This window comes from Mycobacterium neumannii, assembly GCF_002245615.1.
Lineage (GTDB): Bacteria > Actinomycetota > Actinomycetes > Mycobacteriales > Mycobacteriaceae > Mycobacterium > Mycobacterium neumannii_A.
Genome location: NZ_NKCO01000005.1, coordinates 176,467 through 193,759 on the forward strand (window position 1 = coordinate 176,467; position 17,293 = coordinate 193,759).

Here is a 17,293-nt window from a genome sequence, read left to right on the forward strand (position 1 = left end):
ATCGTCGTCGCAGCAGCGGTACTCCTCTCGATGTCCGCCGCAGTGCACGCTCAGGGACCGGTCTCGTTGGGTGGCGGCTCGGGCCTCGTCGTCAACGGCGAGACACTGTGCACGCTCACCGCGATCGGCAACGACAACCGCGGGCGACTCGTGGGCTTCACCTCCGCGCACTGCGGCGGGCCCGGGGCCAAGGTCAGTGCCGAAGGCGTCGACGCCGCAGGCGTGGTGGGCACGATGGTCGCGGGCAACGACGCCCTGGACTACGCGGTCATCGAGTTCGATCCACAGAAGGTGCGCCCGGTCAACAACGTCGACGGGTTCCAGATCGACGGCCTGGGCCCCGATCCGGTAGCCGGCGACATCGCCTGCAAACTCGGCCGCACGACCGGCTACTCCTGCGGCGTGACGTGGGGGCCGGGCGAGGAGCCGGGCACCATCGTCAACCAGGTGTGTGGTCAGCCCGGCGATTCGGGCGCGCCGGTCACCGTCAACAACCGGCTGGTCGGCATGATCCACGGCGCCTTCTCCGAGGCCCTGCCGACGTGCGTCATCAAGTACATCCCGCTGCACACCCCCGCGGTGACCATGTCGTTCAACACGCAGTTGGCTGACATCACGGCCAAGAACCGGCCGGGGACGGGCTTCGTCCCCGTCGGCGCCGCCGCCTGATCCGCGGGGCGCTCGCCTAGCTTTCGGTCTTGCTGGCGCGGATCGCCTCGAACACGTCCGGATCGACCAGTGTCGACGTGTCGCCGAGTTCACGGCCTTCGGCCACGTCCCGCAGAAGCCGGCGCATGATCTTGCCGCTGCGCGTCTTGGGCAGTTCGGGTACGACGTGAATCTCCCTGGGCCGCGCGATCTTTCCGATCTCCTTGGCCACCTGTGCGGAAAGTTCCTGCACCATGTCGTCGCTGTCGTTGGCGTGCGACTCGAGGATGACGAATGCGCAGATACCCTGGCCGGTGGTCTCGTCGCTGGCGCCGACGACCGCGGCCTCGGCGACATGGGAGTGCCCGACCAACGCCGACTCGACCTCCGCGGTCGAAATGCGGTGTCCCGAAACGTTCATCACGTCATCGATGCGGCCGAGCACCCAGATGTCGCCGTCGGCGTCGAGCCTGGCGCCGTCGCCGGCGAAGTACCAACCCTGCTTCTCGAACCGCTTCCAGTAGGTCTCCTTGTACCGTTCCGGGTCCTTCCAGATGCCGCGCAGCATGGCCGGCCACGGTTGATCGAGGACGAGGTAACCGGTGACATGCTCGGCGCCTTCGGCTTCGGACGCCAGTTCCTTGCCCTCGTCGTCGACGATCTTGGCGGTGATACCCGGCAGTGGCGCCATCGCCGCACCCGGCTTGGCTGCCGTCACACCGGGCAGCGGGGAAATCATGATCGCCCCCGTCTCGGTCTGCCACCAGGTATCGACCACCGGAGTCCGGTCGCCGCCGACCACCTTGCGGTACCACCGCCAGGCCTCCGGGTTGATCGGCTCGCCCACCGACCCCAGCAGGCGCAAGCTGGACAGGTCGTGGGCATCGGGAATCTCACGGCCCCACTTCATGAAGGTGCGGATCAGGGTCGGGGCCGTGTAATAGATTGTCACACCGTACTTTTCGATGATCTCGAAGTGGCGGTGCTCGCTGGGCGAATTCGGAGTGCCCTCGTAGACCACCTGTGTGCACCCGTTGGACAGTGGGCCGAACACGATGTAGCTGTGGCCGGTGACCCAGCCGATGTCGGCGGTGCACCAGTACACGTCGGTTTCCGGCTTGGCGTCGAACACGTAGTAGTGGGTGTAGGACGACTGGGTGAGAAATCCGCCGGAGGTGTGCACGATGCCCTTGGGCTTGCCGGTGGTGCCCGACGTGTACAGCAGGAACAGCGGATGTTCGGAATCGAACGCCTCGGGAGTGTGTTCGGTGGAGGCGGCGTCGACGATGTCGTGCCACCAGATGTCGCGGCCCTCGGTCCACGGCACGTCGATGCCGGTGCGTTCCACCACCAGCACGTGTTCGACGGATGCTTGGCCCTGCACCGCTTCGTCGACGCCGGGTTTCAACGGCACCGCCTGACCGCGGCGGTACTGCCCGTCGGTGGTGATGACCAACTTGGCCTCGGCGTCCTCGATGCGGGCCGCCAGGGCCGAAGATGAGAATCCGGCGAAGACCACACTGTGCAGCACCCCGAGACGCGCGCACGCCAGCATCGCAACGATCGCCTCGGGAATCATCGGCATGTAGATGGCGGCCCGGTCCCCCGCACGGAGTCCGAGTTCGGTCAGCGCGTTGGCGGCCTTGCAGACCTCGTCTTTGAGTTGGGCGTAGGTCAGCGCGTGTGAGTCGCCGACCGGTTCGCCCTCCCAGTACAGGGCCACCCTGTCGCCGTGGCCGGCTTCGACGTGCCGGTCCACGCAGTTGTAGGCGACGTTGAGCTTTCCGCCGACGAACCACTTCGCGAACGGTGCATCCGACCAGTCGAGCACCTCGTTGAACGGTGTCTCCCAATCGAGCCGGTTGGCCTGCTCCGCCCAGAACGCCAACCGGTCCTTCTCGGCCTGACGGTAAAGCTCCTCGGTTGCGTTCGCCTGCTCGGCGAACTCCGGAGACGGGGGATAGACGGATGGACCGTGAGCGTGCTGCGCCGATGACTCTGCCATAGCTGTGAGGGTAGTCACCTTGCCGCGCTCATACATTGGCATGCCACAGTCCGCTCCGCCGCCGGCGCGTCTGCAGCGGTGAGCGTCGTGGCTTGCGGGGTCAGCGGTCGGCTAGCGTGTGCTGCCGTGACCGGTGGCTTCGCGAAGGACCCGTTGGCGCCGCTGGCTGACCTGCCCGGCGTCGCGGAGGCCGCCGAGGAGGCCCGTGAAGCGCTGGGCCGCGCACACCGTCACCGAACCAACCTGCGGGGCTGGCCGAAAAGCGCCGCCGAGGCCGCGCTGCGGGCCGCCCGAGCGTCCTCGGTGCTCGACGGCGGTGCGCTTGCGTTGTCCGACGACGGCACCCCGGACCCGGTGCTGGCAGGGGCGCTTCGGGTGTCCGAAGCCGTGGAAGGCGGGGCGACGACCTTGGTCGGCGTCTGGCAGCGGGCCCCGCTGCAGGCCATCGCCCGGCTGCACGCGCTGGCGGCGGCGGACATCGCCGACGACGAACGGTTGGGCCGCCCGCGTCAGGAGGCGCACGTGGGCACGCGGCTGACCCTGCTCGCCGACATCCTCACGGGAGGGACCCGGGTGCCCGCGCCCGTGCTCGCCGGCGTCGTGCACGGCGAACTGCTCACGCTCGCCCCGTTCGGCGCCGCCGACGGCGTGGTGGCGCGGGCGGCGTCGCGGTTGGTGACGATCACCAGCGGGCTCGATCCACACGGGCTCGGCGTGCCGGAGGTTCACTGGATGCGCCGCTCCGGTGACTACGACGCGGCGGCGCGGGGCTTCTCGTCCGGCACCCCCGACGGCCTGACGGCGTGGATCCTGTTGAGCTGCCGCGCATTGCGCGAGGGCGCCCGCGAGGCGCTGTCCATCGCGCAGGCGGCCCCGTCGTCCTGAGGCGTTGCTGAAAGGGGAGCCATCACGGGCCGTCACCCGGTCGCCAACGCGAAGCGGGCGACGCTCCGAACGTGGTTCGGCTCGTCGCCCGCTAACACGGAGACCGGTTACCAAGCGTGCTCTGGTGGGTTGCGTGGGTGGCCTCGGCGTCTTGTCGATGCGCTTCGACTGCAACCCCACCCAAAGGGTCGCTCTAGCCGTCCGCTCTTCGCAAATACGCAGGCCCGCAACACTTTTGCCTATTCCGCGGCATGTGCTCCGCGTGGGTGCCGGGTTCCGTGCTGGGGAGCCTGGAGCGGGAGATTCGAGCCTTCTCTTCCGACTCGATCTTGGCCTCTCCAAGCTTCCGTGACTCCTTTGTACCCCGTGACCGCGATCACATCAAGGGCCAAATCAGCCCTAGTCCGGATCGTTACGCGGAACCCGGGTTGGCGGGTGAGGAGTTGGCTAGAAGGCGAAGCGCCGCAACAGCGAATAGGTCAGCGCGCCGGCGGCCAGAGCGCTGATGCCGACCGCCGCGGTGGTGGCCATGGCCGCGCCTGATGGGGCCGGGATCCGATCCCGCAGCGACACCGGTTTAGAGAAGTCGAGCACGGGCCAACCCCGGGCCGCGGCTTCCTTGCGCAACGTGCGGTCGGGATTGACCACGTGCGGATGGCCGACGGCCTCGAGCATCGGGAGATCGGTGATCGAGTCGGAGTAGGCATAGGAATGCTCGAGCGCGTAACCCTCGCGTGCGGCCAGTTCCCGGATCGCGGCCACCTTCCCCTCGCCGTAGCAGTAGAAGGCGATCTCTCCGGTGTATTTGCCGTCCTCGACGACCATACGGGTGGCCATCGCGTGTGTGGCGCCCAGCGCTCGAGCGATCGGCGCGACGATCTCCTCCCCGGAAGCCGACACCATGACCACGTCACGGCCGCACAGTTTGTGGTCGGCGATCAACTCGGCCGCCTCCGCGAAAACCAACGGGGTGACGACGTCATGCAGGGTTTCGCCAACGATCGACTTCACCTGCTCCACGTCCCAGCCGGCGCACATGTTGGTGACGTACGCGCGCATGCGGTCCATCTGGTCGTGGTCGGCGCCGGACATGAGAAAGAGGAATTGGGCGTACGTGGACTTCAGCACGGCCCGCCGATTCATTAGTCCTTGCGCAAAAAAAGGTTTGCTGAAGGCCAGAGTGCTGCTTTTTGCGATGACCGTTTTATCGAGATCGAAGAAGGCGGCGGTTCGGACCGGACCGTCCGCCGGAGCGCCCGTCGCGGACGCATTCGGCGCCTCGGCCGCCGAACCAGATGCGCTCACGACGCCAGCATAGGGGCCCGCGCGTGACAATCGCCGGGAGAGTGTACAAAGTGGCAGGTTATGACAGGTGTCGGAGACAGGACACTTCCGCAGATTGGGCCACTTTTCTCAGTGCGCAGCACTTGCGCCGAAGCCGACCGGCGTGTGTATAGTGAGCCTTACCCGGCTTATGTCGGGTGTGTATCAGCCCGACCCCCCGGGGCTGATACACGACGACCTCCGCCTCCTCCCCCCCTGGCGGGGGTCGTCCCTTTTTCAGGACCTTTCGCAATCCGGATATGTGCTGCCATTCACATTGGTTGCGGAACGCCGTTTTCGTTTGCGGACTCTCACCTGGGCCATTCACAAGATCGCGTTTATCCACAGACGAGGCGTCGGCGGTAGCGTCGCCGCACGCCCAGGCCACAGGGTTGGAGGGTGGCTTCATCAAGTGGATACCTCGCGCTGATCGCCGACCCGGCACTTCGAGAGGACGTAGACCGGGTGTGCGCGGCCGCGGGTGTGCCGGTTGTCCACGCGTCGGAGCCCTCCAGCCGCAAGGTCTGGACCGAGGCGGCCGCCGTCGTGCTCGACATCACAGGCGCCCGCCGATGCGTGGCCCGCGCGTTGCCGCGGCGTACCCGCGTCGTCTTGGTGGGCCGCGTCGAACCCCGCGGAGCCGACTGGCAGGCGGCGATCGAGGTCGGTGCCCAGCGGGTCCTCACCCTGCCCGAGCAGGACGACGAGCTGATGGCGGAGTTGGCCGAGGCCGCGGAAGGGCTGCACGAGGCGGGCCGTCGCGGTGCGGTGGCGGCCGTCATCGCCGGCCGCGGTGGCGCAGGCGCATCGGTCTTCGCGACCGCGCTGGCGCTGACCGCACCCGAGGCGTTGTTGATCGACGTCGACCCGTGGAGCGGCGGGATCGATCTCGTCGTGGGCGGTGAAGCCGAATCCGGGCTGCGCTGGCCGGATCTGCGTCTGCAGGGCGGACGGTTGAACTACGCGGCGCTGCGGGATGCGTTGCCCCGGGTACGGGGCGTCACCGTGCTGTCCGGCAGCCGCGCCGGCTGCGACGTGGACCCGGTACCGCTCGGTGCCGTGATCGACGCGGGCAGTCGCGGGGGTGCGACCGTCGTTTGCGACGTTCCGAGGCGGTCGACCGCGGCAGCCGAGACCGCCCTGGCCTCCGCCGATCTCGCCGTCGTCGTGACACCTGCCGACGTACGGTCCTGCGCGGCGGCCGACACGGTCGCCCGGTGGGTGTCGACGCTCAATCCGAACTCGGGTGTGGTCGTGCGCGGTCCGGCACCGGGCGGGCTGCGGTCGGCGGAGGTCGCCGAGATCGTCGGGTTGCCTCTGCTGGCGGGGATGCGTCCGCAACCCGGTATGGCGGTCACCCTCGAGCGGGGCGGACTGCGGATCGGCCGTCGGTCGCCGCTTGGCCGCGCGGCGCGCAAGGTGTTGACGATTCTGCAGCAGCACCCGGCGGTCGCCGCATGAGCGACTCGTTGATCGACCGAGTGCGCGAGCGGCTCGCGACCGAATCAGCACCGCTGCGGCCGACGGTCGTGGCCGCGGCGATTCGCGCGGAGTCCGGTGGAGTGCTCGGCGACAGCGAAGTGCTCAGCGGGCTACGCCTGTTGGAGACCGAGCTGACCGGGGCGGGCGTGCTCGAACCGTTGCTGTCGGCCGACGGGACCACCGATGTTCTGGTCACGGCGCCCGACGCGGTGTGGGTGGATGACGGCAACGGGTTGCGCCGCACCGGAATTCGCTTTCCCGACGAGAGCTCCGTGCGCAGGCTCGCACAGCGGTTGGCGCTCGCCGCCGGACGTCGCCTCGACGAGGCGCAGCCATGGGTCGACGGCCAGTTGACCGGGCTCGGCACCGGCGCGTTCACGGTGCGCCTGCACGCGGTCCTGCCGCCGATCGCTTCCGCGGGAACGTGTCTGTCGCTGCGGGTGCTACGGCCCGCGACGCAGGACTTGGCGTCGCTGACCGCCACCGGCGCGATCGAACCGGCCGCGGCCACCCTCCTCGACGGCGTCGTGCGTGCACGGCTGGCGTTCCTGGTCTCGGGAGGCACCGGGGCGGGCAAGACCACCCTGTTGGCCGCCCTGCTCGGTGCGGTTCCCTCGATCGAACGCATCATCTGCGTCGAGGACGCCTCGGAACTCGCACCGCCTCATCCGCATCTGGTGAAGCTGGTGGCGCGCTGCGCCAACGTCGAAGGCGCGGGCGAGGTGGCGGTGCGGGACCTGGTGAGGCAGGCGCTCCGGATGAGGCCCGACCGCATCGTCGTCGGTGAGGTACGCGGCGCCGAGGTCGTCGATCTGCTCGGCGCGCTGAACACCGGTCACGATGGTGGCGCCGGAACCGTGCACGCCAACAGCCCGACGGAGGTGCCCGCGCGCCTCGAGGCGCTGGCCGCGCTCGGTGGGCTCGACCGGGCCGCGTTGCACAGCCAACTCGGCGCCGCTGTGCAAGTGGTGATCCACGTCGGCCGCGACCGGGCGGGCCTGCGCCGACTCGCCGAGATCGCGGTGTTGACCGCCGGGGCCGAGGGCCCGGTCCAAGCCTCCACAGCGTGGCGTCTCGGGCACGGCTTCGGCCCTGGCGCACAGCGGCTCGACGATCTGATCCGTGAGCGAGGTGGCTCGTGAGCGTCGCTGCGCTGGCTCTCGCGCTGGCGCTTCTCACCGCACCAGCTCCGCGGCGGCGCACCCCGGTGGCACGCTCACGCCGCCGGGCGCTACGGCTCCCGTCGCCTCTATGGCTGGTCGCCGTCCTGGTCGCCCTGATGGCCGTTGCGCCGCTCGGTGTCGTAGCGGCCGCGGTGATCGCGGCCGCCACCGTCGAAACCCGCAGCCGGCGCCGGCGCAGAGAGCGGCAGCGGACGAAGGAAGCCGCGGCACTGGAGGGTGCGCTCGACGTACTGGTCGGGGAACTGCGGATCGGCGCCCATCCGGTGACCGCGTTCGACACGGCAGCCAACGAGGCCGACGGTGCCGTCGCGGCAGCACTGCGCACGGTGGCGGCCAGGGCGCGGATGGGAGGCGATGTCGCGGCCGGGATGCTCAGCGTGGCACGGCGGTCGGCGCTGCCGACGTATTGGCAGCGGCTCGCCGTCTGCTGGAATCTGGCTCAGTCGCACGGCCTCGCCATCGCCGCGCTGATGCACACCGCACACCGCGATATCGTTGCGCGGGAGCGGTTCTCGACTCAGGTGAGCGCGGGTATGGCCGGTGCGCGGACCACCGCCACCGTGCTCGCCGTCCTGCCGTTGCTGGGCATCGGACTCGGCGAGATGATCGGCGCCCAACCGCTGCGATTCCTGTTGTCGACGGGCCAATGGCTCCTGGCCATCGGTGCGGCACTGACATGTCTGGGGTTGGTGTGGTCGGACCGGATCACCGGCGGGGTGGTCCGATGACGCTTGCCGCGCTGCTTCTCGCGATCGCTGTGCTTCTCGCAGGCACCGATGGCCGAGCCCGTGTGCGGACTGCCCACAGCCCAAATCCGAAGTCACACCACAAAGTCCGGGCGAACGATCCTCTGGCGTTCGCCTCGGCGCTCGACGTGCTGGCGGCCTGCCTCCATTCGGGTATGGCGGTGGCCGGCGCCGCGTCAGCCGCGGCGCCCTCGGCACCGCCGACGGTGGCCCGAGTGTTGGTCCGTGCCGCGGATCTGCTTGCCCTGGGCGCCGACCCTGCGACCGCGTGGGCCACTGCACCCGAGGGCGATCGCAGCGTCGATGCGTTGTTGCGGCTGGCACGACGGTCGGCGTCCTCGGGAACCGCACTCGCCCAAGGGGTCAGCGCGTTGGCAAGCCGGTCGCGCGACGACGCGGCAGACACCGCGCGCGCCGCGGCCGAACGCGCCTCCGTCTTGATCGCAGGCCCGCTGGGGGTGTGCTACCTGCCGGCGTTCTTCTGCCTGGGCGTCATCCCGGTCGTCGCGGGGCTGGCCTCAGACGTGCTGCAGTCGGGGATTCTGTGAAGGACAACGAGTGGGGAGAAAAGGTGATGGGCAACAGGATTCGAGCGCTTCAGACGCGGCTGACGATGCTGATCGTCGCCGACGAGGGAATGTCGACCGTCGAGTATGCGATCGGCACCATCGCGGCCGCCGCGTTCGGCGCGATCCTCTACACGGTCGTCACCGGCGACTCGATCGTCAGCGCGTTGACCAACATCATCAGCCGCGCCCTCAACACCAACGTCTGACCGGTGAACGTGGCGGCGCCACGATCGAAGCGGCGTTCGCGGTGGCAGCGCTGGTCGCGATCCTCGTCTTGTGTCTGGGCGGGCTCACGGCGGTGTCGATGCACATCAGGTGTGTCGACGCCGCGCGCGAGGCCGCGCGCCTTGCCGCCCGCGGCCACGACGGTAGTGCTGCGGCGCGCGATCTCGCCCCCGAGGGAGCCACCGTCGTCACCCGCCGCGAGGGACAGTTCGTCACCGCCACCGTGCGCGCGCGGTCACCGATACCGCCCGGATTCACCGTCGAGGCGCGCGCAGTGGCGGCGGTGGAACCGGGTGCGGGCTGAGCAGGGTTCGGCCACCCTCATCGCCGCTGCGATGATCGCGATCGTGGTGACGATCGCTATCGGTGCCGCTTGTCTCGGTGTGGCGGTGGCGGCGCGGCACCGCGCACAGGCGGCCGCAGACCTGGGCGCGCTGGCCGCCGCCCACCGGATTGCCGCCGGTGGCGATCAAGCGTGCTCGTGGGCGGCCGCGGTCACCGATGGCATGGACACCGAGATGGCGCGGTGCGAGGTCGACGAACTCGATATCGTTGTCGCCGTTGATGTCCCTGTCACCTTGGGCCGCTTCGGTGTGGGCGTTGCGCGTGCGGTGGCCCGCGCGGGCCCGGCCGATGTCAGCACCTAGGAATCGCGTCGGCCCGCTTCGGCGATCTCGGTGTCATTGGCGCGGCGCAGCGTCGCCAGCGCGGCATACACGTCGTCGTCGAGTTCGACCCGGTTCACCGTCACATGGACCGGTGCCCACTCCTGGCCGCCGACACCGGTCATCCGCAGTACACCGGACGCGATACCGGTCCTGAAATCCACGGCCATTTGCTCCATCTCGGCGCGGTCGTCGGGATGCACCGCGTGTTCGCCCGCCAGGCTGACCCGCCAGTCGAAGAACGGGGCCGGGTCGTCGAGCCACTTCAACAGGGTCCAGTTCGTCGGATCCACCAAGGCGCGGTGCACACCAGGCTGGGCCAGTCCGTTGAGGATCCGCTGGGCGAGGTGATCCTGCTCCGGGTGCTTTTGCTCCCGTTCGCTGCGCCAGTTCATCGCTCGGCACAGCAGCCGATCCGGTCCGTCGTCATCGGATTCCAGCACTGCCCGCGTCACGAACCCGACGCTGATCGCCTCGCCGCGGTGGTCGGTGACGTCCCACGTGCTGCAGAACGCGGCGCCCGGCTCGCGTTTGATCGCCATGGTCAACACCTTGGCTTCGCTGGGGTTGAGTTCACGCATGGGCAGGTCGTCGGCGAAAGTGCGGTTATGGGTCGGTTCCTGAGGCGCTTCCCACCCGCTGTTGGCCAGCGATTCCGGGGTCGCGGTGGCAATGCCGGTGTCGAGGTCCCAGACCAGCGGTCCGGGCACCGGGCGCTCCGGGGGTTCCATATCGGGCGGCCCGATCCACACGTGTACGCCGTGTATCCGACCGTCGGTCATCTGCACGACCTCCGTGCGGATGACACGGTCGTTCTTCGGGGTGATGCTGCTCAAGCCCTGATGCGCGCGCACCGTTTCGCCGATCGCCGTCTGGACCGCCATCAGATGCGGATTGCGCCGAAGGAATCCACTGATCGGGATCAGGTTCTGGGTCCGACGGCCCTGCGCGACCACCGCGGGCTCGCTGCCCAGCGTCTCCACGAGCAGCCAGTCGTGGGTCATGGGGCTACCTTACCGGCGCGCGTGCCCGCCATTCGGTGTGCTGCGCCAGCGGTTGCGACACCCTCAGCTTGAGCGTTGGGATATCTCGCGCAGAACCAACCGCAGCACCCGCACCGCACCCGCCTTGTCCAGCGGATCGTTCCCGTTGCCGCACTTGGGCGACTGCACGCACGACGGGCAGCCCGCCGGACACTCACACGCCTCGATCGCATCGGCCGTCGCGGCCCACCAGGTGGTGAGCCGGTGATAACCACGGTCGGCGAAACCCGCACCGCCCGGGTAGCCGTCGTACACGAAGATCGTCGGCAGCCCCTGCACGGGCCCGACCGCCGTTGACACACCGCCGATGTCGCCGCGATCGCAGCTGGCGACCAACGGCAGCAGGCCGATCGCGGCGTGCTCTGCGGCATGCAGCGCACCGGGCACCCGCAGCAAATCGATGCCGTTGTGCTGTAACGCCTCTGGTGTGATCGTGCACATCACGGCCATGGTGTCCAGTGTGCGGGTGGGCATCTCGAGTTCGACGAAGTCGATCACTTCACCCGTCAGGCGCCTGCGCAGATAACCGGTCACCGTATTGCTCACCGAAACCGGGACGAGCCCAATGGTGACCGCGCCGAACGTCTTTCGCTCACCGTGCCCGGTGACTGCGATGTCGGTGACCTCCCGCGCGGTGGTGGTGTAACCGGGATCGTCGGCGTGCACGAAGGCCACGCCGTCTTCGAAGTCGAGGGAGTCTACGACATAGGTCTCGCCCTGGTGCAGATACACCGCTCCGGGATGGACAGAAGAGGGCGCTTGGCCCGCCCCGGTGTTCCCGAGCATGCGTCCCGTGCCGGCCTCCAGGATCGCGATCTGACCGCCGGACGAGCCGCGAATATCGACAGCCGGATGCGGGTCCATGCCGGGTGTGGGGAAGTACCCGTTGGCCCGTCGCCGCAGCAGTCCGTCGTCGACGAGCGCCGCAGCCACGTCCTCGGCGTTCCACACCCGCACCTCGGCGTCGGTGAGCGGAAGTTCGGCGGCCGCACAGAGCAGTTGTGGCCCAAGCACATACGGGTTGGTCGGGTCGATGACGACGCGCTCGATCGGCTTGTCCAGCAGCGCCGACGGGTGGTGTACCAGGTAGGTGTCGAGTGGATCGTCGCGGGCGATCAGCACGATCAGCGCGCCCTGACCGCGCCGCCCCGAGCGGCCCGCCTGTTGCCAGAACGATGTCACGGTGCCCGGAAACCCGGCGAGGACAACGGCGTCCAGGCCGGCGATGTCGACACCCAACTCCAACGCGTTCGTCGTCGCCAGCCCCCGCAGTTCGCCGTCGGTCAGCGCGCGCTCGAGCGCGCGGCGGTCTTCCGACAGATAACCGGCGCGATACGAAGCCACCCGGTCGGCGAGATCGGGCGCCCTTTCCTGTAATCGGGCCCGCGCCCCCAACGCGGTCAGCTCGGCGCCGCGCCGTGACCGCACGAACGTCAACATTCGGGCGCCTTCGGCGACCAGGTCGGCCATCACGCTGGCGGCTTCGGCTCCCGCCGAACGCCTTACCGGGGCTCCGTTTTCACCCACCAGATCGTCAAGCAGCGGAGGTTCCCACAGCGCCACGGTGCGGGCGCCCTGCGGTGACCCGTCCTCGGTGACCTCGGCGACCGTTTGGCCGATCAGCTCGGAGGCGGTCTGAGCCGGCGAGGCCGTCGTGGCGCTGGCGAAGACCACGGTCGGCACCCCGCCGCTCGGCGAGTATCGGGCGCACAGCCGCAGAAGCCGACGCAGCACAAGAGCCACGTTCGAGCCAAAAATGCCGCGATAGTAATGGCATTCGTCGACGACGATGTAGCTCAGGTTGCGCAGGAACACCGCCCACCGGGCGTGGTTGCGCAGCAGTGACAGATGGATCATGTCGGGGTTGGAGAAGATCCAGCGCGACCGTTCCCGCGCGAACCGGCGCACGTCGCTGTGGCTGTCGCCGTCGTAGGCGCACGGTGCGACGTCGGACAACCCCACCGCCTCGGTGAGCGCGACCGCCGACCGGAGTTGGTCGTGGCCGAGCGCTTTGGTCGGCGAAAGATACAGCGCGCGCGACCGCGGATTCGCTTTCAGGTCTGTCAATATCGGCAACTGGTAGGCAAGCGACTTGCCCGACGCCGTGCCGGTGCACAGTACGACATGGCGTCCACCGTGTGCGAGGTCGGCGGCGGCGAGTTGATGTGACCACGGGGCCTCGATGCCCCGATCAACGAACGCCCGCACCACATCTGGGTCGGCCCAACACGGCCACCCCATCGGGCGACCTCGGCGCGGTGGGATGTCTGCGACGTGGCGCAGCGGATTCGGGCCGCCTGCAACCGTGCCTTCGACCGCGCACGCGAGCAGCTCGCGGCCGAAATCAGCCATCGATCATCCTTCCCGATACACCTCTTTAGGCGAATTGTTCCCCATTTGAAACGCCGAGACTGTCGCCGCAGCCACGAACGTGATTGACTTATCGCGGTCGCAGCTTCTGTGTTCGTGTATTAGCACTCGCAGGATCGACGTTGCGATCGCGGTTCCTGCGAGGGTTGTAGGTCGGGTTGAGTTCCGAGCTTCCACGAAGGAGAGCGGTCGGAACGGGCCCGGTGTACCGAAACACGGTGGACCGCACCCGGTGAATAAGAGAAGGAAACAACAGGAAATGCCACAGGGAACTGTGAAGTGGTTCAACGCGGAGAAGGGCTTCGGCTTCATCGCCCCGGAGGACGGCTCCGCTGACGTTTTTGTCCACTACACGGAGATTCAGGGCAGCGGCTTCCGCACCCTGGAGGAGAACCAGAAGGTCGAGTTCGAGGTTGGCCAGAGCCCCAAGGGGCCCCAGGCCACCGGTGTTCGGGCCGTCTAGCGCGACCAGCACGATCGAAAGGCAACACCCCGCGAGCGTCGAGAACCGACCGCCGCGGGGTGTTCGCTATTCCGGCGCGCTTCGGCACGGCCGCCACGGCTGAGGCCGGTACCTGGCTTACTGTCGATTTGTGAGCCAGCTGTCGTTCTTCTCGGCGGAGTCGGTGCCCCCCGCGGTGGCCGACCTCACCGGGCTGCTCGCCGGACCTGGCCAGGTTGTCCTGGTGGGTTCCGGCACCGAGCAGGGTGCGCGGCTGTCGGTCGTCGTCGACCGTCAATGGCGGGCCGAGGCGCTGGCCGAGATGATCGTCGAGGCCGGTCTGGAACCCGAGATCGCCCGCACCGACGAGAACACCCCGCTGGTGCGCACCGCGGTCGACACCCGACTGGTGGAGATCGCGGCGGGTTGGACCCGGGGCGCGGTCAAGACCGTCCCGCCGAACTGGTTGCCCGGGCCGCGCGAGCTTCGGGCCTGGACCCTGGCCGCGGGCACACCTGAAGCCGACCGTTATCTGCTCGGGCTGGACCCGCACGCGCCAGACACGCATTCGCCGCTCGCGTCGGCGATGATGCGGGTGGGAATCGCGCCGACGCTGATCGGTACCCGCGGGTCACGCCCGGCCCTGCGGATCAGCGGTCGACGCCGGCTATCGCGCCTGGTAGAGAACGTGGGGGAACCTCCTGGCAGTGTGGAGGCGTTGCAGGAATGGCCACGGGTCTGACGGCTGTTCACAGGGGGGTCAGTTTGCGTCGGTTGGCGCGGGGTGCGAAATTGTCAGTTGCCGACAGGGTTGATTCTCCGCCGGACGCGGAATTCTGCGCTGTGGGTGACCAAAGAAGTGGAGCGTAAGTAAAAGGTGGCTGATGGGGACCGCGGCAGCGGCCGTAACGGAAGCGTCCGGCGGCTCGTCATAGTCGAGTCGCCTACCAAGGCGCGCAAGATAGCGGGCTACCTGGGCTCCAATTACATCGTCGAGTCGTCCCGTGGGCATATCCGCGACCTGCCCCGCAACGCCGCCGACGTGCCCGCGAAGTACAAATCCGAGCCGTGGGCCCGCCTCGGGGTGGACGTCGACCACAACTTCGAGCCGCTCTACATCATCAGCCCCGAGAAGAAGAGCACGGTCGCCGAGCTGAAAGACCTGCTCAAGAACGTCGACGAGCTGTACCTGGCCACGGACGGCGACCGCGAGGGCGAGGCGATCGCCTGGCATCTGCTCGAGACGCTCAAGCCCCGCATCCCCGTCAAGCGGATGGTGTTCCACGAGATCACCGAACCGGCCATCCGCGCCGCCGCCGAGGACCCCCGCGACCTGGACAACGACCTGGTCGACGCGCAGGAGACACGCCGCATCCTGGACCGGTTGTACGGCTACGAGGTCAGCCCGGTCCTGTGGAAAAAGGTCGCGCCGAAGTTGTCGGCCGGCCGGGTGCAGTCGGTCGCGACGCGCATCATCGTGCAGCGCGAACGCGAACGGATGGCGTTCCGCAGCGCAGGGTACTGGGACGTCACCGCCGAACTCGACGCCAGTGTCTCCGACCCGCAGGCCTCGCCCCCGATGTTCACCGCCAAGCTGAACACGGTCGACGGGCGCCGCGTGGCCACCGGCCGCGACTTCGACTCGCTGGGCCAGGTCAAAAAGCCCGACGAGGTACTGGTGCTGGACCAGGCCGCGGCGACGGCGTTGGCGGGTGGTCTGCGCGGGGCGCAGCTGGCGGTCAGCTCGGTCGAGCAGAAGCCCTACACCCGCAGGCCGTACGCGCCGTTCATGACCTCGACGCTGCAGCAGGAGGCGGGCCGCAAGCTGCGGTTCTCCTCGGAGCGCACGATGAGCATCGCGCAGCGGCTCTACGAGAACGGCTACATCACCTATATGCGCACTGACTCGACGACGTTGTCGGCGAGTGCGGTCGAAGCAGCCCGCAACCAGGCCCGTCAGCTCTACGGCGAGGAGTATCTGCATCCGTCGCCGCGGCAGTACACCCGCAAGGTGAAGAACGCCCAGGAGGCGCACGAGGCCATCCGGCCCGCCGGTGACGTGTTCTCCACGCCGGGTCAGCTGCACGGCCAGCTCGACACCGACGAGTTCCGGCTCTACGAGCTGATCTGGCAGCGCACCGTGGCCTCCCAGATGGCCGACGCGCGTGGCACCACGCTAAGCCTGCGGATCTCCGGAACCGCGAGCTCGGGAGAGCAAGTCGTCTTCAACGCCAGCGGCCGGACCATCACCTTCGCCGGCTTTCTGAAGGCCTACGTCGAAAGCATCGACGATCAGGCAGGCGGCGAGGCCGACGACGCCGAGAGCCGGCTGCCGAATCTGGAGCAGGGCCAGCGCGTCGACGCCAAGGAGCTCACCGCCGACGGGCACAACACGGCGCCGCCCGCCCGCTATACCGAGGCTTCGCTGATCAAGGCTCTCGAGGACCTCGGCATCGGCAGGCCGTCGACGTACTCGTCGATCATCAAGACGATCCAGGACCGCGGTTACGTCGTGAAGCGGGGCAGCGCGCTGGTGCCGTCGTGGGTGGCGTTCGCCGTCATCGGGCTGCTCGAACAGCACTTCGGCCGCCTAGTCGACTACGGGTTCACCGCGGCGATGGAAGACGAACTCGACGAGATCGCCGCCGGTAACGAGCGACGGACCAACTGGCTCAACAACTTCTACTTCGGCGGCGATCACGGGGTCGAGGACTCGATCGCCCGCTCGGGTGGGCTCAAGAAGCTCGTCGGGGTGAACCTCGAGGAGATCGACGCCCGGCAGATTAACTCCATCAAACTGTTCGACGACGATCAGGGCCGGCCGATCCATGTGCGGGTGGGCAAGAACGGTGCGTACCTGGAGCGGATGGTCCCCGACGAGGACGGTGAGCCCGGCGAGCTCAAACCGCAGCGGGCCAACCTCAAGGACGATCTCACCCCCGACGAGCTGACCCTCGAGCTCGCCGAAAAGCTTTTCGCCACACCGCAAGAAGGCCGATCACTGGGCGTCGACCCCGAAACCGGGCACGAGATCGTCGCCAAGGATGGTCGTTACGGTCCGTATGTCACCGAGGTTCTGCCCGAACCGCCCGACGACGGCGAGGCCGGGTCGACGGCGAAGAAGGGCAAGAAGCCGACGGGTCCGAAGCCGCGCACCGGTTCGCTGTTGCGGTCGATGGATCTGGAGACGGTGACGCTGGAGGATGCGCTGCGACTGTTGTCTCTGCCGCGCGTCGTGGGCGTCGACCCGAACACCGGCGAGGAGATCACCGCACAGAACGGCCGCTACGGCCCATACCTTAAGCGCGGCACGGACTCTCGCTCGCTGGCCACCGAAGAGCAGATGTTCGACATCACGCTCGACGAGGCCTTGAAGATCTACGCCGAACCCAAGCGCCGTGGCGGGCAGCGGGCCGCGGCCCCGCCGTTGCGTGAACTCGGTGAGGATCCGGCGACCGGCAAGCCGATGGTGATCAAGGACGGCCGGTTCGGCCCGTATGTCACCGACGGGGAGACCAACGCCAGCCTGCGCAAGGGCGACGACGTCCTGTCGATCACCGACGAACGCGCCGCCGAACTGCTCGCCGACCGTCGCGCGCGCGGTCCGGTGAAGCGGACGAAGAAGGCAGGGGCGAAGAAGACTGCGAAGAAGGCCGGAGCGAAGAAAGCCGCCAAGAAGAGCTAGCCCACGAACGTGAGCTTGTGC

Annotated in this window: 16 protein-coding genes; 12 read left to right on the forward strand and 4 right to left on the reverse strand. The window is 68.4% G+C overall.

Features of this window, described 5'->3' with window-relative positions:
* The gene (locus CEX88_RS09060; protein WP_094293273.1) at positions 1–669 is read left to right on the forward strand and encodes a S1 family peptidase; all 669 of its coding nucleotides are present in this window, start codon (positions 1–3) and stop codon (positions 667–669) included.
* 16 nt (positions 670–685) lie between these two features.
* On the opposite strand, the gene acs is transcribed toward CEX88_RS09060, so the two are convergent.
* Entirely contained in the window at positions 686–2,653 is a 1,968-nt protein-coding gene (gene acs, locus CEX88_RS09065; RefSeq protein ID WP_094293224.1) for an acetate--CoA ligase, read from the reverse strand.
* A gap of 126 nt (positions 2,654–2,779) precedes the next feature.
* Here acs and CEX88_RS09070 point away from each other — a divergent pair, with 126 nt between their 5' ends.
* Positions 2,780–3,538, forward strand: coding sequence for a Fic family protein (locus CEX88_RS09070; RefSeq protein WP_094293225.1), 759 nt, complete (start codon positions 2,780–2,782; stop codon positions 3,536–3,538).
* Positions 3,539–3,985: 447 nt separating this feature from the next.
* Here CEX88_RS09070 and CEX88_RS09080 read toward each other — a convergent pair whose 3' ends face one another.
* On the reverse strand, positions 3,986–4,843 hold the full coding sequence (locus tag CEX88_RS09080; protein WP_094293226.1) for an HAD-IB family hydrolase: 858 nt from the start codon (positions 4,841–4,843) through the stop codon (positions 3,986–3,988).
* 417 nt (positions 4,844–5,260) lie between these two features.
* Between CEX88_RS09080 and ssd the strand changes: the two genes are divergently transcribed.
* The 7 genes from ssd to CEX88_RS09115 are packed head-to-tail and all read left to right on the forward strand — an operon-like array spanning position 5,261 to position 9,714.
* A complete protein-coding gene (gene ssd / locus CEX88_RS09085; protein WP_094293227.1) occupies positions 5,261–6,322 on the forward strand; it encodes a septum site-determining protein Ssd in 1,062 nt (353 codons plus the stop codon).
* Positions 6,319–7,485: a TadA family conjugal transfer-associated ATPase gene (locus CEX88_RS09090; protein ID WP_066847062.1), complete on the forward strand. Its 1,167-nt coding sequence runs from the start codon at positions 6,319–6,321 to the stop codon at positions 7,483–7,485. The genes ssd and CEX88_RS09090 overlap by 4 nt, the downstream gene beginning before the upstream one ends.
* Complete coding sequence (locus tag CEX88_RS09095; RefSeq protein ID WP_066847065.1) at positions 7,482–8,255, forward strand: type II secretion system F family protein; 774 nt, start codon at positions 7,482–7,484, stop codon at positions 8,253–8,255. The genes CEX88_RS09090 and CEX88_RS09095 overlap by 4 nt, the downstream gene beginning before the upstream one ends.
* Positions 8,252–8,821, forward strand: coding sequence for a type II secretion system F family protein (locus CEX88_RS09100; RefSeq protein ID WP_094293274.1), 570 nt, complete (start codon positions 8,252–8,254; stop codon positions 8,819–8,821). The genes CEX88_RS09095 and CEX88_RS09100 overlap by 4 nt, the downstream gene beginning before the upstream one ends.
* Before the next feature lie 26 nt (positions 8,822–8,847).
* Positions 8,848–9,048, forward strand: a complete 201-nt coding sequence (locus CEX88_RS09105) for a DUF4244 domain-containing protein (RefSeq protein WP_066847236.1) — start codon at positions 8,848–8,850, stop codon at positions 9,046–9,048.
* Positions 9,049–9,089: 41 nt separating this feature from the next.
* Positions 9,090–9,371, forward strand: a complete 282-nt coding sequence (locus CEX88_RS09110) for a TadE family type IV pilus minor pilin (protein WP_238382009.1) — start codon at positions 9,090–9,092, stop codon at positions 9,369–9,371.
* Complete coding sequence (locus tag CEX88_RS09115) at positions 9,361–9,714, forward strand: Rv3654c family TadE-like protein (protein WP_238382010.1); 354 nt, start codon at positions 9,361–9,363, stop codon at positions 9,712–9,714. The genes CEX88_RS09110 and CEX88_RS09115 overlap by 11 nt, the downstream gene beginning before the upstream one ends.
* On the opposite strand, the gene CEX88_RS09120 is transcribed toward CEX88_RS09115, so the two are convergent.
* Both CEX88_RS09120 and CEX88_RS09125 read right to left on the reverse strand, forming a co-directional pair.
* Complete coding sequence (locus tag CEX88_RS09120) at positions 9,711–10,736, reverse strand: PAS domain-containing protein (protein WP_094293228.1); 1,026 nt, start codon at positions 10,734–10,736, stop codon at positions 9,711–9,713. The genes CEX88_RS09115 and CEX88_RS09120 overlap by 4 nt on opposite strands.
* A 63-nt stretch (positions 10,737–10,799) precedes the next feature.
* Positions 10,800–13,127: a DEAD/DEAH box helicase gene (locus CEX88_RS09125; protein WP_094293229.1), complete on the reverse strand. Its 2,328-nt coding sequence runs from the start codon at positions 13,125–13,127 to the stop codon at positions 10,800–10,802.
* Between the two features lie 277 nt (positions 13,128–13,404).
* On the opposite strand from CEX88_RS09125, the gene CEX88_RS09130 reads away from it, so the two are divergent.
* From CEX88_RS09130 to topA, 3 genes are all read left to right on the forward strand, one after another.
* Complete coding sequence (locus CEX88_RS09130; RefSeq protein WP_006243848.1) at positions 13,405–13,608, forward strand: cold-shock protein; 204 nt, start codon at positions 13,405–13,407, stop codon at positions 13,606–13,608.
* A gap of 130 nt (positions 13,609–13,738) precedes the next feature.
* Entirely contained in the window at positions 13,739–14,329 is a 591-nt protein-coding gene (locus CEX88_RS09135) for a hypothetical protein (protein ID WP_066847074.1), read from the forward strand.
* Positions 14,330–14,464: 135 nt separating this feature from the next.
* Positions 14,465–17,272 (forward strand): type I DNA topoisomerase, encoded by a 2,808-nt coding sequence (topA, locus tag CEX88_RS09140; RefSeq protein ID WP_094293230.1) that lies wholly within the window; start codon positions 14,465–14,467, stop codon positions 17,270–17,272.
* The last annotated feature ends 21 nt before the right edge of the window (positions 17,273–17,293 follow it).

What these genes read in the sequence shown, in the direction of transcription:
- CEX88_RS09130 (WP_006243848.1), top strand. Translation starts at nt 13,405, where the DNA reads ATGCCACAGGGAACTGTGAAGTGGTTCAACGCGGAGAAGGGCTTCGGC.
- acs (WP_094293224.1), bottom strand. Translation starts at nt 2,653, where the DNA reads ATGGCAGAGTCATCGGCGCAGCACGCTCACGGTCCATCCGTCTATCCC.
- CEX88_RS09100 (WP_094293274.1), top strand. Translation starts at nt 8,252, where the DNA reads ATGACGCTTGCCGCGCTGCTTCTCGCGATCGCTGTGCTTCTCGCAGGC.
- CEX88_RS09125 (WP_094293229.1), bottom strand. Translation starts at nt 13,127, where the DNA reads ATGGCTGATTTCGGCCGCGAGCTGCTCGCGTGCGCGGTCGAAGGCACG.
- CEX88_RS09120 (WP_094293228.1), bottom strand. Translation starts at nt 10,736, where the DNA reads ATGACCCACGACTGGCTGCTCGTGGAGACGCTGGGCAGCGAGCCCGCG.
- CEX88_RS09090 (WP_066847062.1), top strand. Translation starts at nt 6,319, where the DNA reads ATGAGCGACTCGTTGATCGACCGAGTGCGCGAGCGGCTCGCGACCGAA.
- CEX88_RS09105 (WP_066847236.1), top strand. Translation starts at nt 8,848, where the DNA reads ATGGGCAACAGGATTCGAGCGCTTCAGACGCGGCTGACGATGCTGATC.